This is a genomic window from Flavivirga rizhaonensis, from assembly GCF_004791695.1.
GTDB classification, from domain to species: domain Bacteria; phylum Bacteroidota; class Bacteroidia; order Flavobacteriales; family Flavobacteriaceae; genus Flavivirga; species Flavivirga rizhaonensis.
The window spans coordinates 17975-34034 of record NZ_SRSO01000033.1 but is presented as its reverse complement, the minus strand read 5'-3'; the positions used below and the strand labels follow the sequence as shown (position 1 = coordinate 34034).

Genomic DNA, 16060 nt, shown 5'->3' with positions numbered 1-16060 from the left:
TATGAATCAAACCATCTTCTTATCCTTTTTACTTCTCTCTAGTTTAACTCTTTTTTCTCAATCAAACTTTCATTCCAATTCTTACAGAGTAACTTTAGGAGATCTGAAAACCAATACTTTTGAAAAAGATTCTACAGCTAACGCACTGATAATATATAAGTATGGAAATAGCTTTGTGGATAGATCTGATTATGACTTAAGAACCGAGATAAAACAAAAAATAAAAATATTAAATAAAGAAGGTTTTAATAAAGCTAACGTTTCCATTCATTTATACAATAAAGGGGACAGAAAACAAAAAGTAGAAAAAATTGTTGCAACCACTTATAATCTAGTAGATGGAAAAGTCATTAAAACACCATTACTTAAAAAGGATATTTTTAGAGAGAAACACGACGAAAACCACACCTTTGTTAAATTTACACTCCCTAATATTAAAGAAGGTTCTGTAATAACCTATAGCTATACTCTTATCTCTCCTTTTATGTTTAACTATAAAGGATGGGATTTTCAAAGCGATGTACCAACTCTATACAACGAATACAGAACAAGCATTCCTGGAAACTGGCATTATAACATTAAGTTAGTAGGTGGTAAAAAACTAACAACAAATACAACAGAAGAAAAAAAGAATTGCCTCGAAAGTTCCAGAGGCGGTAGCGCAAATTGTGCCAATAGTGTTTATGCTATGAAAGATATCCCAGCTTTTATAGAAGAAGATTATATGACTTCTAAAAGCAATTATTTGGCAAGAGTAGAATATGAATTACAGACATTTAGAGGTTTTGATGGCAGAGTAAATGATTATACAAAAACATGGAGAACTGTTGACAGAGAATTTAAAACAGATAAAGATATAGGGAGACAATTATCAAAATCTATAGATTTAGAAGATTTATTGACCCTAGAAATTATTAATGAAAATGATTTACTAAAAAAGGCTAACGCTATTTATAAACATATTCAGGAAACCTATACATGGAACGGGGATTATAAAATATTTGAAGATGTTTCCATTAAAGATTTAATTAAAAACAAATCCGGAAATGTATCATCAATAAATATTTTGCTTCATAACTTATTAAAAGAGGCTAACATAAATGTAAAACCTGTATTAATATCAACCAGAGAAAATGGTTTTGCTACAAAAGTTTTTCCTATCATTTCAGATTTTAACTACTTAATTGTTCAGGCTACCATAAATGATAAAATTTATTATTTAGATGCTACAGATAATTATTTATGCTTTGGCGATATTCCTTTCAGGTGCTTAAATGGTGATGGCAGGCTTATGGATTTTAAAAATGGGAGCGAATGGGTAGACATAAAACCAGACAAAGTTTCAAAAGTTTATTATAATGCAGAATTGCATCTCGATGAAAACGACATTATTTCTGGAAACATAAAATCAAAACGAACTGGATACCACGCCTTAAATTATAAAAAATCATATTATAAAAATAAAGATGCTTATCTACAAGAATTAGAAAACAAGTTTCCTTATTTGGACATTTCAAATTTTGTAGTTTCAAGCAGTGGTATAACAGGTCCCGACTTTAAAGAAACATATCACATTGACTATAATTATGAAGATACTGGAGACAATATTTATTTAAATCCGTTTTTTGTTAAGTTTTTTAACGAAAACCCATTTAAACTACAGGAAAGAACATACCCCATTGATTTTGGTTATAAAGACGCCTATTTTTATTCATTTAAATTTAATTTCGATGACACAAAATATGCAGTTATTGAATATCCTAAAGTAAAGAATATTGCCTTACCAAATAATTCAGGTAGAGTCCTTTTCTCTACTAAAACTGTTGGCAATTCTATTCTTATGTCATTAAACATAACTTTTAACAAGTCTGTTTACGAGCCAGAATATTACCCTGCTTTAAAAGAGTTTATGAGTAGAATTGTTGATATTCAAACGAATTCACTCATACTTTTAAAGAAAAAGTAATCTATCTTTCTTACTTTTGAATACATGGATACACCTAAAAAACAGTATTGGAAAACAAAACTTCATGATATTATTTATGAAGCTGAGACTCCTGCTGGCAAACTATTTGATGTTGTTTTACTAATTACTATTATAACCAGTATTATATTAGTAATGCTTGAAAGTGTTAATAGCATTGATATTAAGTATCATAATTTTCTTAATATTTCAGAATGGATTATTACCATTTTATTTAGTATAGAATACATAGCTCGTATTATAACCGTAAAAAAACCTTTTAAATATATAACAAGTTTTTATGGTATTATTGATTTATTATCTACCGTACCTAAATATATATCATTAATCTTTGGAGGTGTGCATGCGCTTGCTGCATTAAGAGCGTTGCGGTTGCTTAGAATTTTTAGAATATTAAAACTGGCACGTTATTTAGGTGCTTCAAATAATTTGGTAAATGCCTTAAAAGCAAGTCGGGCTAAAATATCTGTGTTTTTATTCGCTGTACTTATAATCGCCATTATTTTAGGTACTATTATGTATTTAATTGAAGGCGAAGAAAATGGATTTTCTAATATTCCGAAGAGTGTTTACTGGTGTATTGTAACCTTAACTACTGTAGGTTTTGGTGACATTGCACCGCAAACTCCTCTTGGGCAATTTATTGCGTCTTTAGTCATGATATTAGGTTATGGTATTATTGCGGTACCAACAGGTATTGTATCCGCAGAATATAGCACTCAGAAGAAATCAAAAAAAGAATCAAAAAATCAAAAAGTTCATTTAAACTCGCTTTCTTGTGTAAACTGTATGGCAGAAAAACACAAAGATGGTGCACAGTTCTGCTATAAATGTGGACACAATTTACATAATGACTAAGACACTCATTTCTATAGTTGGTCCTACTGCTATTGGCAAAACTGCTTTAAGCATTAAATTGGCTAATCATTTTAATACTGAAATACTATCTGCCGATTCTCGACAGTTTTTCAAAGAAATGCAAATTGGTACAGCTGCTCCCACTCCTGAAGAATTAGCTACAGCAAAACATCATTTTATACATCACAAATCTATTGAAGACCATTACAATGTTGGTGCTTTTGAAAAAGATGCTATTAACGCTTTAAATACTCTTTTTAAAACCTATGATATTGTTATAATGGTTGGTGGCTCTGGACTATATGTTGATGCCGTTAATAAAGGCTTGGATGATTTTCCTGAAGTTAAAAACAGTATCCGTGAGACCCTCAATAATGATTTGGAAACGAAAGGATTGCCTCATTTACAAGAACGCCTGGAACTGCTAGACTCTGTGGCTTATAATACGATTGCAATTGATAATCCGCATCGTGTTATTCGTGCTCTGGAAATTTGTGTTGGCACAGGTAAACCCTATTCCTCATTTTTAAAAAAAGGAAAAATAAAACGTCACTTTAAAACGATTACCATTGGACTCACTGCTAAAAGAGACATCATATATAACCGCATCAATAAACGAGTTGATATTATGATGCAAGAAGGTTTATTGGGAGAAGTTAAAAGCCTTGTACCTTATAAAGATTTAAACGCCTTAAATACGGTTGGTTATAAAGAATTATTTAAATATATAGATAGCGAATGGTCACTCGATTTTGCTATTTCTGAAATTAAAAAGAATACACGGCGTTTTGCAAAACGCCAACTTACCTGGTTTAAAAAGAATGAGGAGACGCAATGGTTTGATTTTACCACGCCTAAAGAGATCATTATAAATTGTATAAATAAAAATATTTCTTAACAATGACAATACCTGAAGATGCTTTAGATAACCCTGTTTGGTTCTCTTTAACAGATTGCCATTATGATTATGCAATAGATTATGGTGATGTGAAATTTTTTCAGCCAGATTACGGACCTTTTGGAGCGTTTATAAACAATGCAGATACTAGTCTGGCTATAGAAAAACACGCCAAATTAATCACAGATTTTTTTATTGTTGGTGACAAGCCTAAAATGCCTTTACATTTTAAAGAACCTGTAGAGTATATAGGTTTACAAATGATTATATACAACAAAATAAATTATCCTATTACAGAAGCTATTATAGAGTTAACCGAATCACATTATGATGACTTAATTAATTTGGTTAAGCTAGTATATCCAGAATTCTTTAAATCGAAAACAAATACTTTAGGACAATACTATGGTATTTATAAGGATAAAAAACTTGTTGCTGTAACTGGAGAACGGATGCAAACTAATGATTTTATTGAAATTAGCGCTGTAATAACGCACCCGGATTATACTGGCAAGGGATATGCAAAACAACTCATTACACATACTGTAGAAAGTATTTTGGAGAAAGATAAAGTTCCTTTTTTACACGTAGATCAAACGAATCTTGGTCCTATACAACTATATAAAAAGCTAGGATTTATTACACGAAGAAAATTTAGTTTTTGGAGAATTCGTTGTGAAGAATAATGAAGATTATAATTAGTATCGTTAGGATATACTAATTACTGCATAATCACATGGCTATACTTAGCATTTACAAGAATGCTTTTTCCACTTGCTAAACTACCTGTAGAAAAGTTAGAAATATTATGGTTAAGTTTTTCTTTTGGATGGCTTACATGTGAACGATTCCCTTTATACTGTAAATTATAATTTACTTTAGGGAGCGATATCACTGCGTTACTATTTTGAATAATGATGTTTAAGTTAGAAAAAGTATCTCCTATATCTAAAATTTTTAAATCACCTATATTACCATCAATCATGGCACTACCTAATAAATTCTTTATAGTTATATTAGATGAATTTGAATTTAAAACCATATGTTTTACATGGCCTAGTTCTACATCTTTAGTATAACGAAGATTTAACTCCCCTAAATTCCAATAAGTTACATACACAGGCGAATATGAAGCATTAACGGAAGTTGAACTTCCATTAATGCTATATGCTGTAAATTTTGTATGCGATAATTCTGCTTTTAAATCATCAACGTTAGCAGCAAATTCTATCTCTCCATGTCTAACATTAACCTTTAACTTAGCCTTTTTAGGCATTTTAATTTTAATCGTCCTTTTAATTTTAGAATTAGACTCTTTATTAACTAATCTTTCTATTAGAACTTTTCTATTCTTTATCAACTTTTCTCGGTTCGCTGCTCTTTTCTCAAGTGCTTTAACATGTTTTTCCATGTATTCTTTTCTTTTCTCTGCATGCTTTTCCATGTGTTCTTTTCTTCTTTCTGCATGTTCTTTTCTCCTTTCTATCTGCTCAGCACGTGCTTCAATACGTTCAGCTTGACTTTCCATTTTTTCAGCAAAACGTTCTCCCCATTCTTCCATTTGCTTTCCATATTTTTCTTCCCATTCTTTTCCGAACTTCTCTCCCCATGCTTCCATTTGCTTCCCATACTTTTCACCCCATTCCTTTCCAAATTTCTCCCCCCATGCTTCCATTTTTTCAGCATAATCTTTACCAAATTTCGATTCGAATTTTTGTGTATATTCCTCCAAATACTTTTCGCCATCCTTTTTATAGGCCTTGTAATCAAAGTGAATCTCATTGACTCCTTCTGGTAACTTAGGTAGTTCTGGCAACTCTGGCATTACGGGTAGTTGAGGCATTTCAGGAAGTTCTGGTACTTCTGGCATTACAAAGTCCACCCCATCAATTAACACTTCTGGTAAATCTGCCAATTCAAACTTTAACTCTTCTAATAGAGCATGTACTGCCTCATTATCGTTATGACTTGAATTATATACCCAAGAGTTACCTCCAGTACCTTTTGTTTTAATTTTAACTAATCCACTAGAAGCATCAACATCTACATCCCAATTTTTTAAAGCATTTTCTAACGCTTCTTTGCTTAATTCATCGCCTTCAATATAAGCTTCGATTTCGATGGCATCTTTATTCCACGTATCAATTACTAAATTGCAATGGCTAGTGTTTAAATCGATAGTAACATCTTTATTTACTTTAATAGATTGCGATACTTTTTCTAATTTTTGTTGTGCCATCAGCCCCCCAGTAACGAGTAAGCTTAAGGCAAATAATTTGATTTTTATGATTGTATTGTTCATTTTTTGATTTTTAAATTGATTGTTCTACTTCTTCTGTAACATCACTCGAAGTATTTAATTCTTTTAATTGATCTCTTAAACGATACAAAAGATTTAAACGAAACTTTAAATTATCAATTAATGCATTTACCGTTAATTCACTCGGTCCTGACTCGGTTAATTCTTCAGATAAGCGTTTATACTCTTTATCAAGCTCATCTAATTGTAACAAATACCCATCGAAAAGATCTTTAGTTTCGGGAGTATATTTCATTTTAGATAATTCTAAATTGATACTCGCTAAATAATAATCTTCAACTTTTTTAAGTCCAGGAGATACATCTCCCAAGGTTTTTGTTTCATCAGTTTCTGTCGCTACAACCTCTATTGGCTTCACTTCTTTTGGTTGTAAAAACTTAAAAGCTCCAAAGCCTAAACCAATTAACAATACGATACTGGCAGCAATACGCATCCAATTAAATTTAGATTTGCTCGCTACTGGCATTGCTTCATCTAACTTTTCAAGAAATCTTTCTTGATGATTTTCAGGCATCTTTTCATGCGTTATTTTGTCATCCTTAAATAACTCTCTAATATCTCGTGCCATTTTTTTTAAGTATTAACAGTTCTTGTAATTTAACTTTTCCTCTTGATAATTGCGTTCTTGACGCAACTTCAGAAATATTTAAAATCTCTGAAATTTCCTGATGATCGTATCCTTCTATTAAATAAAGCATTACAACGTATTGATACTTATCAGGTAATTTATCAATTGCAATTTTCACATCGTTTAATGTAACTGCATCGTCTACTAACCATTTGTCTTCGTATTCAGTATCTGCTACTTTGAGGTGCACCTCTTCTAATTCAACAAGTTGTTGTTTTTTAGCTTTTAAGAAGTCGATACTTTTATTAACGACAATACGTTTTAACCAAGCACCAAAAGTTACTTCTGCTTTATATTGATGTAGTTTTGTAAAAGCCTTGATAAAAGCTTCTTGTACTACATCCTCAGCTTCAGCAGCATCTTTTAAAAATCGTTTAGCAACAATATACATCCCATCACAGTACTGGTTGTATAACTGTAATTGCGCTTTGCGATTGTTTTGTTTACATTGTTCAATAATGTCAACTTGAAACATGCTAATTTACTTTTGGTTATGAGTTAGTTCATTTTAAAGACGACTAAAAAAGTCTAGTGTTGCAAAAAAAATTATTCAATATGTTTTTAAAATGCTTTTTTTGTCTTTTTATTACTCTATAGCACAGTTATAAACTGCTAAAAACCGTATAATGACAAAAGTTAATTGTTTTTGTCTTCAAACAAAAAATTAAACCACTTAATCAATAAAAAACTCTAAAATCTGTGTTAACATTATTAATAATTATTTCTTTTTGAAGTATATTTATACTCTTTTTAAACTCTGCATATGAATACATTCTTAAAGCGTATATTAGTTCTTTTATCCATAATAGCATTAGGACTATTTCTATATTCTTTTTTTGTTGAAAATATTTTTTCACAACGCCTGAGTCCTAAAGATACTGTAGAATTTAAACTTAATGATTTAAAACTTGAAGTGTTTTATAATAGACCTTCTAAAAAGAATAGAGCTATTTTTGGTGCTTTAGTACCTTTTAATAAAGTTTGGCGTACGGGTGCTAATGAAGCAACTACTTTTGAAACCAACCAAGCTCTTGAAATACAAGACATGCCTTTACCTATGGGCAAATATACACTTTGGACGGTACCAAAAGATACCGTTTGGACTGTTATATTTAATTCTAAACAATACCCTTGGGGTGTCGATTCTGATATGAAACCAATGCGGGATGCTAACTTTGATGTTTTAAATATTGAAATTCCTGTACAGAAATTATCTTCTACTGTAGAACAATTTACCATAGCTTTTGATAATTCCACAGATAATTTATTCTTAACAATGGCGTGGGATGACGTAAAAGTTGCTGTACCTCTTAAATAAGTATTCAGTCGTTAGTTACAGTAATTAATGGTTCTAATCAATTTTCTCAAATAAAATAGTAAATTAGACAAACATTTGTTTATTCGTGTCAAAAGAAAAAAAATCTGCACTTAGAGAAAAAAAAGGTGTTTCGGTTTCTGAAATCACCAATCAATCCAGTATCAAAACTATTAAGGAGAAACGTAGGGCTGAAATTAATACAAGTGCTCTAGTAACCTCTATTTTAAATAAGGATATTACGGCTTTAAGCAGGGCCATCACTTTGGTAGAAAGCAAAAATCCAACGCATTTAAAAAAAGCAAATAAAATAATAAAAGCATGTTTACCGCATGCAAATAAATCCATTCGCATAGGTATTACTGGGGTTCCAGGAGTTGGAAAAAGTACTTTTATTGAAACTTTTGGAAAACATATTACTTCAAAAGGAAAACGTATTGCCGTACTGGCAATAGATCCTAGTAGTTCACTAACAAAAGGGAGTATTCTAGGTGATAAGACCAGAATGGAAGATTTAGTGAAAGATGCCAATGTTTTTATACGTCCATCGGCTTCTGGGGATTCACTGGGAGGAGTTGCCAGAAAAACCAGAGAGGCTATTATTTTATGTGAAGCTGCTGGATTTGATGTCATTATTATTGAAACTGTTGGTGTTGGTCAAAGTGAAACCACTGTACACAGTATGGTCGATTTCTTTTTATTATTAAAATTAGCTGGTGCTGGTGATGAATTGCAAGGTATAAAACGAGGTATTATAGAAATGGCAGATGTGATTGCTATTAACAAAGCAGATGGAGATAATTTAAAACGTGCCAAAGTTGCTAAAGTAGAATTTAACAGAGCACTTCACCTCTACCCTGAAAAACTTTCTGGTTGGCAACCTAAAGTAACTATTTGCAGTGCCATTAATAATGAAGGTATCAATTCCATCTGGGAATTGATTTTAGATTATGTGACTACTACTTCTAAAAACAATTACTTTCAAGAAAAACGACATGAGCAAAATAAATTTTGGCTGATTCAAACTATTGAAGAGCAATTAAAATTTGAGTTCTTTAATCACTCAAAAATTAAAAAAGAATTAGCAAATCAATTACTGCTTATAGAAACCAATAAAAAAACACCATTTGCTGCGGCTGATTATTTATTAGGGTTAACGTGATTTTTATATCTTTCTGATTAATTATTTATTATCAATCAATTTTTGTTTCTAACATGCTCTAAGTCATCCTATGTTTGTAAACGAAAAGGAGTATAATAGTTAAGAAGATACAAATCGTTTTAAAAGATACTTCGCTAATTTATAAAATAGAAATCCTGAAATAGCACCAAATACTAATCCACATACAATATCTAACGGATAATGGACACCAACATAAATTCTACTATAAGCCACTACTAAGCTCCAAAACAATAAAATAAAAATAAGGTATTTATAATACTGTTTTAGTATTAAACCTGCAAACACAGCTGCTGCCATAGAGTTAGATGAATGCCCTGAAAAGAAACCATACTTGCCACATCGTACAGCTATAAATCGCATTTGGTCAATTAAATTATCTTCTCCACAAGGTCTTGAGCGTTGAAATCCTCGCTTGAACACATTGGTTATTTGGTCTGTGAAAGTGATCATTAAAGCCACAACCACAACAAAAATAAGTAATGATTTTAATCCATATTTTTTATAAAGTAAAAAGAGCAAAATAGCGTACAGTGGGATAAACGTAAGCTTATTTGTTATTATTAACCATAGGTTATCCCAAGGTTGAGAACCTAGATTATTTAAAAACAAAAATAGTTCGGTATCACGTTCTAAAAGTTTTTCAATCATTGCTATATACTAATCTTCATATTTCGCTACTTCATTATCGTAAAACGCTGTAGCTAATTTTATAGCGTTTTCGGTTTCGTTTTCAAGCTCTTTTTGATCTTCAACATCAAAGTCTTCAAACCATTCTACTTCATCGTCTTCAAGGTTTATTATAAATCTAGGAAACTCTGTATGAATGACAAAAATAGCATTAGGGTATTCTGTATTATCGCCAAGTATAAATTTTGGAAGTGTCATATTAAATTATAAGTTATAAATGCCTAAAATGTACTTAAATTATCTGATGCAAAGTTAAAATTTATTAGATACTGAAGTGAAAATAGCAAAAAGTCTTTTTAATTTTATAATAAGCTCTTTGTTTGTAAAGTAACACTATAAACTTAAATACTTTAGTTCACTTACACGCTTTCAACTTTAATTAACTTTTTAGTTAAATGATTAAATCGAATATACAATAATATAGCAGCTGTTGTTAAGCCAGCAAGTAAACCTAACCATATACCAAAACTACCATAAGCATCTTCCTTTCCTAAAAACCAACTTATAGGAAATCCAACTAACCAATATGATACAAATGTGATCATGGTTGGTATTTTGACATCTTGTAATCCACGCAAAGCTCCTAAAACTAAAACTTGTATACTATCACTTATTTGAAATATTGCAGCAGCTATTAATAATTTGGATGCAATACTTACTACTTCGGTATTATCAATTAAGTTCTTGGCATCATTAAAATCTACATACAATTTTGGCAATTGATTGTGAAATAAAAAGAATATCAACGCAAAACTTACAGCAAACATAGTTCCCATTAAAAATAAAGAAAAAGCAATACGTCTTAACTCGTAATATGCTTTTAACCCTTTTTGATTACCAACACGAATCATAGAGGCCACGCTTAACCCCATAGCTATCATAAATGTCATAGACGATAAATTAAGTGCTATTTGGTTTGCAGCTTGAGGGTTCTTTCCTAACAATCCACTTAACCATATGGCCGCTGTAAAAATGGCGACTTCAAAAAACATTTGCATGGCACTTGGTGCTCCTAAATTGATAATTTTATTAAGCATTAATTTGTCTAAAACGAAAAATTTAATATTCGTTACAAAAGCTTTCGATTTCTCTTTTCCTTTAAGTAAAAACCATAAATGCCAAACCATAATTATACGCGATACTAAAGTGCCATAAGCAGCTCCTACTATACCTAATTCTGGAAATCCAAACTTCCCAAAAATCAACAAATAATTTAAAACTATATTTATAATATTTCCCAATAATGTTGAGTACATCGGGTATTTGGTCATAGACAGCCCGTCACCAAACTGTTTAAACCCTTGAAAAATAATCAAAGGAATTAAAGAAAAAGCAACTAAATCTAAGTATGGAATGGCCAACTCTACGACCTCTACCGGTTGTTTCATTAAATGCATAAGTGGTTTTGCAAAAAAGACCATTAAGAACAGTAATATTCCTAAAACAGTACATAAAAACAAACCATGTTTAAAAGATGATTTCCCTTTTATAAAATCTTTTGCTGTATCTGCTTCTGCAACTAAAGGTGTTATAGCTGTTGAAAAACCAATCCCTAAAGACATAGCAATAAACATAAAGCTATTACCTAAGGATACTGCAGCAAGTTCTGCTGTTCCTAATTGTCCAACCATGATATTATCTACAAAGCTAACAAACGTATGCCCTAACATCCCTAGCATAACTGGAGAGGCTAATTTCCAATTGTATTTAAATTCTTTGGTATAGTCTTTTAATTGCATTAGGCAAAAGTAATCTTTAGCCTTATATCTTTATCAATTTTGTAACCTTCTTTTGATTTTTATTAAAAATTAACAAATGTTGATAACTCTTTACAAATGTTTATAAATTTTCAACTCTTAAATGTTGGTAATTTCATACATTCGCATCGCTTTAAAAAAGCAAACTAAATAATAAACAACACTTTAAGGAACATTTAGCTTTTTATTTTAAAGGGAGAACAAAGTATAAGCTTATAAGTTTCAGCGTTTATTTTAAGGAGGAATTATATATTCCTCCTTTTTATTTTCTTTAATTATTTTTAAAATTTATTTAAAAAAAATAGGAGACACCGAACGAATTGTAAATTTGAAGAATTTAAATTAAACCTAAGCAAATTAGATTTACCACCAGGATTAAGTCGATTATATAAAATCCCCGCAAGTGAATTACCAAAGAAATGAGGGTTATAAACCAAGTACCATCTTCTTAGCTACTTCAAACTCTTTTAGCATATCTTCTACAATGTTAGATACTGGCTTAATATTGTGAATCAAGCCTGCAATTTGTCCAATTTCTAATTCCCCTTCTTCTAATTCACCTTCAAACATGCCCTTTTTTGCTCTTGCACGACCTAATAAAGTTTTAAGCTCCTCAATGGTTGGTCCCGTTTTGTACAAGGCTTGTATGTCGTTGTAAAATTTATTTTTTATCAAGCGTACAGGTGCTAATTCTTTTAATGTTAATTGGGTGTCACCTTCTTTAGCATCAACAACTACTTTTTTAAAGGCCACATGAGCAGAACTCTCTTCACTTGCTACAAACCGACTGCCCACTTGTACGCCATCCGCACCTAAAATCATAGTTGCCAACATCGCTTTTCCTGTAGCGATACCCCCAGCTGCAATTATTGGAATATGAATCTGCTCTTTCACCATGGGTATCAGAGTCAACGTCGTTGTTTCATCTCTACCATTGTGTCCTCCAGCTTCGAAACCTTCAGCAACTATAGCATCAACACCAGCTTCTTGTGCTTTCAATGCGAATTTTACACTACTAACCACATGCACTACTATAATACCGCGTTCTTGTAACCAGGATGTCCATGTTTTGGGGTTTCCGGCTGAAGTAAATACAACTTGTATGCCTTCTTCAACAATGATGTCCATGATCTCTTCAATATTTGGATACAACATAGGAACATTAACACCAAAAGGTTTATCTGTAGCTTTTTTACATTTTTGAATATGATCTCTCAAAACATCTGGATACATAGATCCTGCTCCAATGAGTCCTAAAATACCTGAGTTACTTGCTGCCGAAGCTAATCGCCAACCACTATTCCAAATCATACCCGCTTGAATAATGGGGTATTTAATATTGAATAATTGAGTGATGCTATTGGTCATTTAATATTTTATAAGTTTTATGTTTTTGATATGTTTTTAGATTGAATTATAGCTATATGGCTCCATTTGAAAATGAAGATATATCTACCTGATTATTATCTTTGGTAATAATAGTTTCTATTATTTTTTTCCTAAAACATTAAAAATAGTAACGGATAACTCACTTTGATCAAGAGGAAGACTAAAACGAATTAGTCCTTTTGTTGGATTAGGAAGTATAGTCATTTAAGCTATTGCAATTTAAGAAATTACTCCCGAACCTACTAACTCATCCCCTGAATACCACGCTACAAATTGTCCTGCTGTAATTGCAGATTGAAATTCTTCAAATTCAACATATAAACCACTTTCTACTTTATGTAACATGGCTTTTTGTAATGATTGTCTATAACGAATTCTGGCCATAACTTCTATTGTTTCACCTGAATTTAATTCTAAATCCTCCCGAACCCAATGAAGTTCTTCATTAGTTACAAACAACGCCTTTTTAAATAACCCGGGATGCTCTTTTCCTTGACCTGTATAAATAACATTCTCATTAACATCTGTGTCTATTACAAATAAAGGCTCTACGGTACCCCCTACTGCTAATCCTTTTCGTTGACCTTTAGTAAAATAATGAGCGCCCTGATGTTTACCTACTATTTTACCATAATCAACTTTATAATCAATCTTACGAGATAAGTATTTTAATTTCTCCTCTTCCGAATTAAATTCTGTATCAACATGACTAAAAACTTCTTGCTCTTTAGGAATTTCAACTATAACACCTTCTTTTGGCTTTAACTGTTGTTGAAGAAAATCCGGTAATTTTACTTTACCAATAAAGCATAATCCTTGAGAATCTTTCTTTTCGGCTGTTACTAAATCCAGTTTGGTTGCTATCTCACGCACCTCAGGTTTTGTTAATTCCCCTATTGGAAACAAAGATTTAGCTAATTGATCTTGAGATAATTGGCATAAAAAATAAGATTGATCTTTATTATCGTCTATTCCAGCAAGTAACTGATAAATTTCTTTGCCCTCTTTTTGAATGGTTCCTTTTCTACAATAATGGCCTGTTGCTACATAATCTGCTCCAAGTTCTAAGGCTATTTTCATAAAAACATCAAACTTAATCTCTCTATTACAAAGTACATCTGGGTTTGGTGTTCTACCCTTTTCGTATTCGTTGAACATATAATCTACTATACGCTCTTTATATTGTTCACTTAAATCGACTGTTTGAAATGGTATTCCTAATTTTTCGGCAACCAACATGGCATCATTACTATCATCTAACCAAGGACATTCATTCGATATCGTTACAGAATCATCATGCCAATTTTTCATAAACAAGCCAATAACTTCGTACCCTTGCTCCTTTAATATATAAGCAGCAACACTAGAATCTACACCTCCCGAAAGACCAATAATAACTCGTTTCATTAAAAAAAATTAGGGTACAAAGATACATATAATTACAAGATTTCATATAAAATGAAATTAACCAAAACATCGATGAAATGCATTTTTGTTTAAATTTATTTTAAAATAATTAAACAAAATTTGCTTTTTTGTTTAATTATTTAATATATTTGTTAAACAGATTATAACTAAAAAAAATTAAAGATGAAAACATTAAAAAAATTAAGAAATTTATCATTCCTTTTCTTAGGATTAATTTTAGCAACTTCGTGTAGTGATGATGATAATGAGATAATCGAATTCGTTCCAACGAACAACATTGTACAAATTACACAAGCAACACCGCAATTATCTAGCTTGGAAACTGCTTTACTTAAGTATCCGGATTTAGTAGATTTACTAAGTAATAGTGGTACTTTTACAGTGTTTGCACCAGACAATGATGCCTTTGACGCTCTTTTAACTGCGATAGGACAAACATCTATAGATGATATCCCTGAGGATGTTTTAAAGAATGTATTACAATATCATGTTTATGCGACTGCAGCATTAGAAGCAAGTGCTGTTACGACAGGTACAATCACTATGGCTAATGGAGAATCAGCAGATATAGTCGCTGATAGTAATGGGGTATTTATTCAAAATACTCAAGTTACTGCAGTAGATGCCATAGCAACAAACGGTGTGGTACATATTATTGATAATGTAATGGTACCACCTTCAATATTACCAATAGTTGGTACAATAGTAGCACCTGCATATTTTAATAAAGACTTCACGACTCTCATTGCTGCCGTTGAAAATGCAAATACAGATATATTAGGATTACTTTTAGGTAATGGTCCTAGCGGAAACGGTTTAACACTTTTCGCTCCTACTAACGCTGCTTTTGAAGCTGCTGGTATTACAGACGTTGCTGGTGCAGATGCCGTTTTAGCTTATCATGTTATAGATGCAACAATAACAGAGTCTATGTTACCAACAACATCAGGATCGGCCGCAGAAGTTGAAACTTTAGGCGGAAACATATATTTAACAAATGCAGGAGGTGATGTCTCTATTAATGGAACAACCATAGTTACCGCTACAGATATTACTGGATCTAATGGTATCGTTCATGTAATTGACAGAACTTTAGTACCCCCAACTAATACGATAAATGAAATAGTAGCTAGTTTTGCTAGTGGTGATCCTGCAGAATTCACATTATTAGCAGCTGCTTTATCAAGAGCTGGTTTATCTGACTTCTTTTCAGGTGATGGTCCTTTTACAGTATTTGCACCAACAGATGCTGCCTTTTTAGCCGCTGGGTTAGATGAAGCTGCAATAAACGCTACAGCTCCAGAAGCAGTAGCAGGAATATTAACACATCATGTAGTTAAACCTAATGCTTATGTGTTTTCAACCGATTTAACAAATGGCAATGTAACTATGTTAAATGATCAAGATGTTACAATAAACTTAGGAAATTTAACTGTTCAAGATGCAAGTGGATCGACTCCTCCTGCAGGTTTGGTAGCTAGCCTATTAAATGTACTTGCAACAAATGGTGTTGTACATGTAATTGACAAAGTATTATTGCCTTCTAGTTAATAAAATTAGTTTGGTTTGTGATTGTAGGCAAGTTAATCTTGGATTAAAATTGTCTATGAAAA

Annotated in this window: 15 protein-coding genes; 7 read left to right on the top strand and 8 right to left on the bottom strand. The window is 31.7% G+C overall.

What is annotated here, in order from left to right; all coding sequences use genetic code 11:
• Window position 1: 1 nt before the first annotated feature.
• The 4 genes from EM932_RS18065 to EM932_RS18050 are packed head-to-tail and all read left to right on the top strand — an operon-like array spanning window position 2 to window position 4426.
• Window positions 2-1966: a DUF3857 domain-containing protein gene (locus tag EM932_RS18065; RefSeq protein WP_135878611.1), complete on the top strand. Its 1965-nt coding sequence runs from the start codon at window positions 2-4 to the stop codon at window positions 1964-1966.
• A 24-nt stretch (window positions 1967-1990) separates the two neighbouring features.
• Complete coding sequence (locus EM932_RS18060; RefSeq protein ID WP_135878610.1) at window positions 1991-2842, top strand: ion transporter; 852 nt, start codon at window positions 1991-1993, stop codon at window positions 2840-2842.
• The gene (gene miaA / locus EM932_RS18055; RefSeq protein WP_135878609.1) at window positions 2835-3740 is read left to right on the top strand and encodes a tRNA (adenosine(37)-N6)-dimethylallyltransferase MiaA; all 906 of its coding nucleotides are present in this window, start codon (window positions 2835-2837) and stop codon (window positions 3738-3740) included. The genes EM932_RS18060 and miaA overlap by 8 nt, the downstream gene beginning before the upstream one ends.
• Before the next feature lie 2 nt (window positions 3741-3742).
• Window positions 3743-4426: a GNAT family N-acetyltransferase gene (locus tag EM932_RS18050; RefSeq protein WP_135878608.1), complete on the top strand. Its 684-nt coding sequence runs from the start codon at window positions 3743-3745 to the stop codon at window positions 4424-4426.
• Between the two features lie 35 nt (window positions 4427-4461).
• Here EM932_RS18050 and EM932_RS18045 read toward each other — a convergent pair whose 3' ends face one another.
• From EM932_RS18045 to EM932_RS18035, 3 genes are read right to left on the bottom strand one after another with little or no spacing between them, the layout of a single operon-like run.
• Window positions 4462-6042, bottom strand: coding sequence for a hypothetical protein (locus tag EM932_RS18045; protein WP_135878607.1), 1581 nt, complete (start codon window positions 6040-6042; stop codon window positions 4462-4464).
• Between the two features lie 10 nt (window positions 6043-6052).
• Window positions 6053-6628, bottom strand: a complete 576-nt coding sequence (locus EM932_RS18040; protein ID WP_135878606.1) for a hypothetical protein — start codon at window positions 6626-6628, stop codon at window positions 6053-6055.
• Window positions 6612-7163 (bottom strand): RNA polymerase sigma factor, encoded by a 552-nt coding sequence (locus tag EM932_RS18035; RefSeq protein ID WP_135878605.1) that lies wholly within the window; start codon window positions 7161-7163, stop codon window positions 6612-6614. The genes EM932_RS18040 and EM932_RS18035 overlap by 17 nt, the downstream gene beginning before the upstream one ends.
• A gap of 288 nt (window positions 7164-7451) precedes the next feature.
• On the opposite strand from EM932_RS18035, the gene EM932_RS18030 reads away from it, so the two are divergent.
• Both EM932_RS18030 and meaB read left to right on the top strand, forming a co-directional pair.
• A complete protein-coding gene (locus EM932_RS18030; protein WP_135878604.1) occupies window positions 7452-8006 on the top strand; it encodes a DUF2911 domain-containing protein in 555 nt (184 codons plus the stop codon).
• Between the two features lie 85 nt (window positions 8007-8091).
• Window positions 8092-9165 carry a methylmalonyl Co-A mutase-associated GTPase MeaB gene (meaB, locus tag EM932_RS18025; protein ID WP_135878603.1) on the top strand — a complete coding sequence of 358 codons (1074 nt, stop codon included), beginning with the start codon at window positions 8092-8094 and terminating at the stop codon, window positions 9163-9165.
• Between the two features lie 99 nt (window positions 9166-9264).
• On the opposite strand, the gene EM932_RS18020 is transcribed toward meaB, so the two are convergent.
• From EM932_RS18020 to mnmA, 5 genes are all read right to left on the bottom strand, one after another.
• Complete coding sequence (locus tag EM932_RS18020) at window positions 9265-9834, bottom strand: phosphatase PAP2 family protein (protein WP_135878602.1); 570 nt, start codon at window positions 9832-9834, stop codon at window positions 9265-9267.
• A gap of 9 nt (window positions 9835-9843) precedes the next feature.
• Entirely contained in the window at window positions 9844-10071 is a 228-nt protein-coding gene (locus EM932_RS18015; RefSeq protein ID WP_135878601.1) for a hypothetical protein, read from the bottom strand.
• A 161-nt stretch (window positions 10072-10232) separates the two neighbouring features.
• A complete protein-coding gene (locus tag EM932_RS18010) occupies window positions 10233-11612 on the bottom strand; it encodes an MATE family efflux transporter (protein ID WP_135878600.1) in 1380 nt (459 codons plus the stop codon).
• 444 nt (window positions 11613-12056) lie between these two features.
• Window positions 12057-12998 carry an NAD(P)H-dependent flavin oxidoreductase gene (locus EM932_RS18005; protein ID WP_135878599.1) on the bottom strand — a complete coding sequence of 314 codons (942 nt, stop codon included), beginning with the start codon at window positions 12996-12998 and terminating at the stop codon, window positions 12057-12059.
• 240 nt (window positions 12999-13238) lie between these two features.
• Complete coding sequence (gene mnmA / locus EM932_RS18000) at window positions 13239-14426, bottom strand: tRNA 2-thiouridine(34) synthase MnmA (RefSeq protein WP_135878598.1); 1188 nt, start codon at window positions 14424-14426, stop codon at window positions 13239-13241.
• Between the two features lie 183 nt (window positions 14427-14609).
• Here mnmA and EM932_RS17995 point away from each other — a divergent pair, with 183 nt between their 5' ends.
• Window positions 14610-15998 (top strand): fasciclin domain-containing protein, encoded by a 1389-nt coding sequence (locus EM932_RS17995; protein WP_135878597.1) that lies wholly within the window; start codon window positions 14610-14612, stop codon window positions 15996-15998.
• The last annotated feature ends 62 nt before the right edge of the window (window positions 15999-16060 follow it).

Excerpts from the sequence above, each read along its gene's own strand:
- EM932_RS18065 (WP_135878611.1), top strand. The coding sequence starts at position 2 with ATGAATCAAACCATCTTCTTATCCTTTTTACTTCTCTCTAGTTTAACT.
- EM932_RS18060 (WP_135878610.1), top strand. The coding sequence starts at position 1,991 with ATGGATACACCTAAAAAACAGTATTGGAAAACAAAACTTCATGATATT.
- miaA (WP_135878609.1), top strand. The coding sequence starts at position 2,835 with ATGACTAAGACACTCATTTCTATAGTTGGTCCTACTGCTATTGGCAAA.
- EM932_RS18050 (WP_135878608.1), top strand. The coding sequence starts at position 3,743 with ATGACAATACCTGAAGATGCTTTAGATAACCCTGTTTGGTTCTCTTTA.
- EM932_RS18045 (WP_135878607.1), bottom strand. The coding sequence starts at position 6,042 with ATGAACAATACAATCATAAAAATCAAATTATTTGCCTTAAGCTTACTC.
- EM932_RS18040 (WP_135878606.1), bottom strand. The coding sequence starts at position 6,628 with ATGGCACGAGATATTAGAGAGTTATTTAAGGATGACAAAATAACGCAT.
- EM932_RS18035 (WP_135878605.1), bottom strand. The coding sequence starts at position 7,163 with ATGTTTCAAGTTGACATTATTGAACAATGTAAACAAAACAATCGCAAA.
- EM932_RS18030 (WP_135878604.1), top strand. The coding sequence starts at position 7,452 with ATGAATACATTCTTAAAGCGTATATTAGTTCTTTTATCCATAATAGCA.
- EM932_RS18020 (WP_135878602.1), bottom strand. The coding sequence starts at position 9,834 with ATGATTGAAAAACTTTTAGAACGTGATACCGAACTATTTTTGTTTTTA.
- EM932_RS18015 (WP_135878601.1), bottom strand. The coding sequence starts at position 10,071 with ATGACACTTCCAAAATTTATACTTGGCGATAATACAGAATACCCTAAT.
- EM932_RS18010 (WP_135878600.1), bottom strand. The coding sequence starts at position 11,612 with ATGCAATTAAAAGACTATACCAAAGAATTTAAATACAATTGGAAATTA.
- EM932_RS18005 (WP_135878599.1), bottom strand. The coding sequence starts at position 12,998 with ATGACCAATAGCATCACTCAATTATTCAATATTAAATACCCCATTATT.
- mnmA (WP_135878598.1), bottom strand. The coding sequence starts at position 14,426 with ATGAAACGAGTTATTATTGGTCTTTCGGGAGGTGTAGATTCTAGTGTT.
- EM932_RS17995 (WP_135878597.1), top strand. The coding sequence starts at position 14,610 with ATGAAAACATTAAAAAAATTAAGAAATTTATCATTCCTTTTCTTAGGA.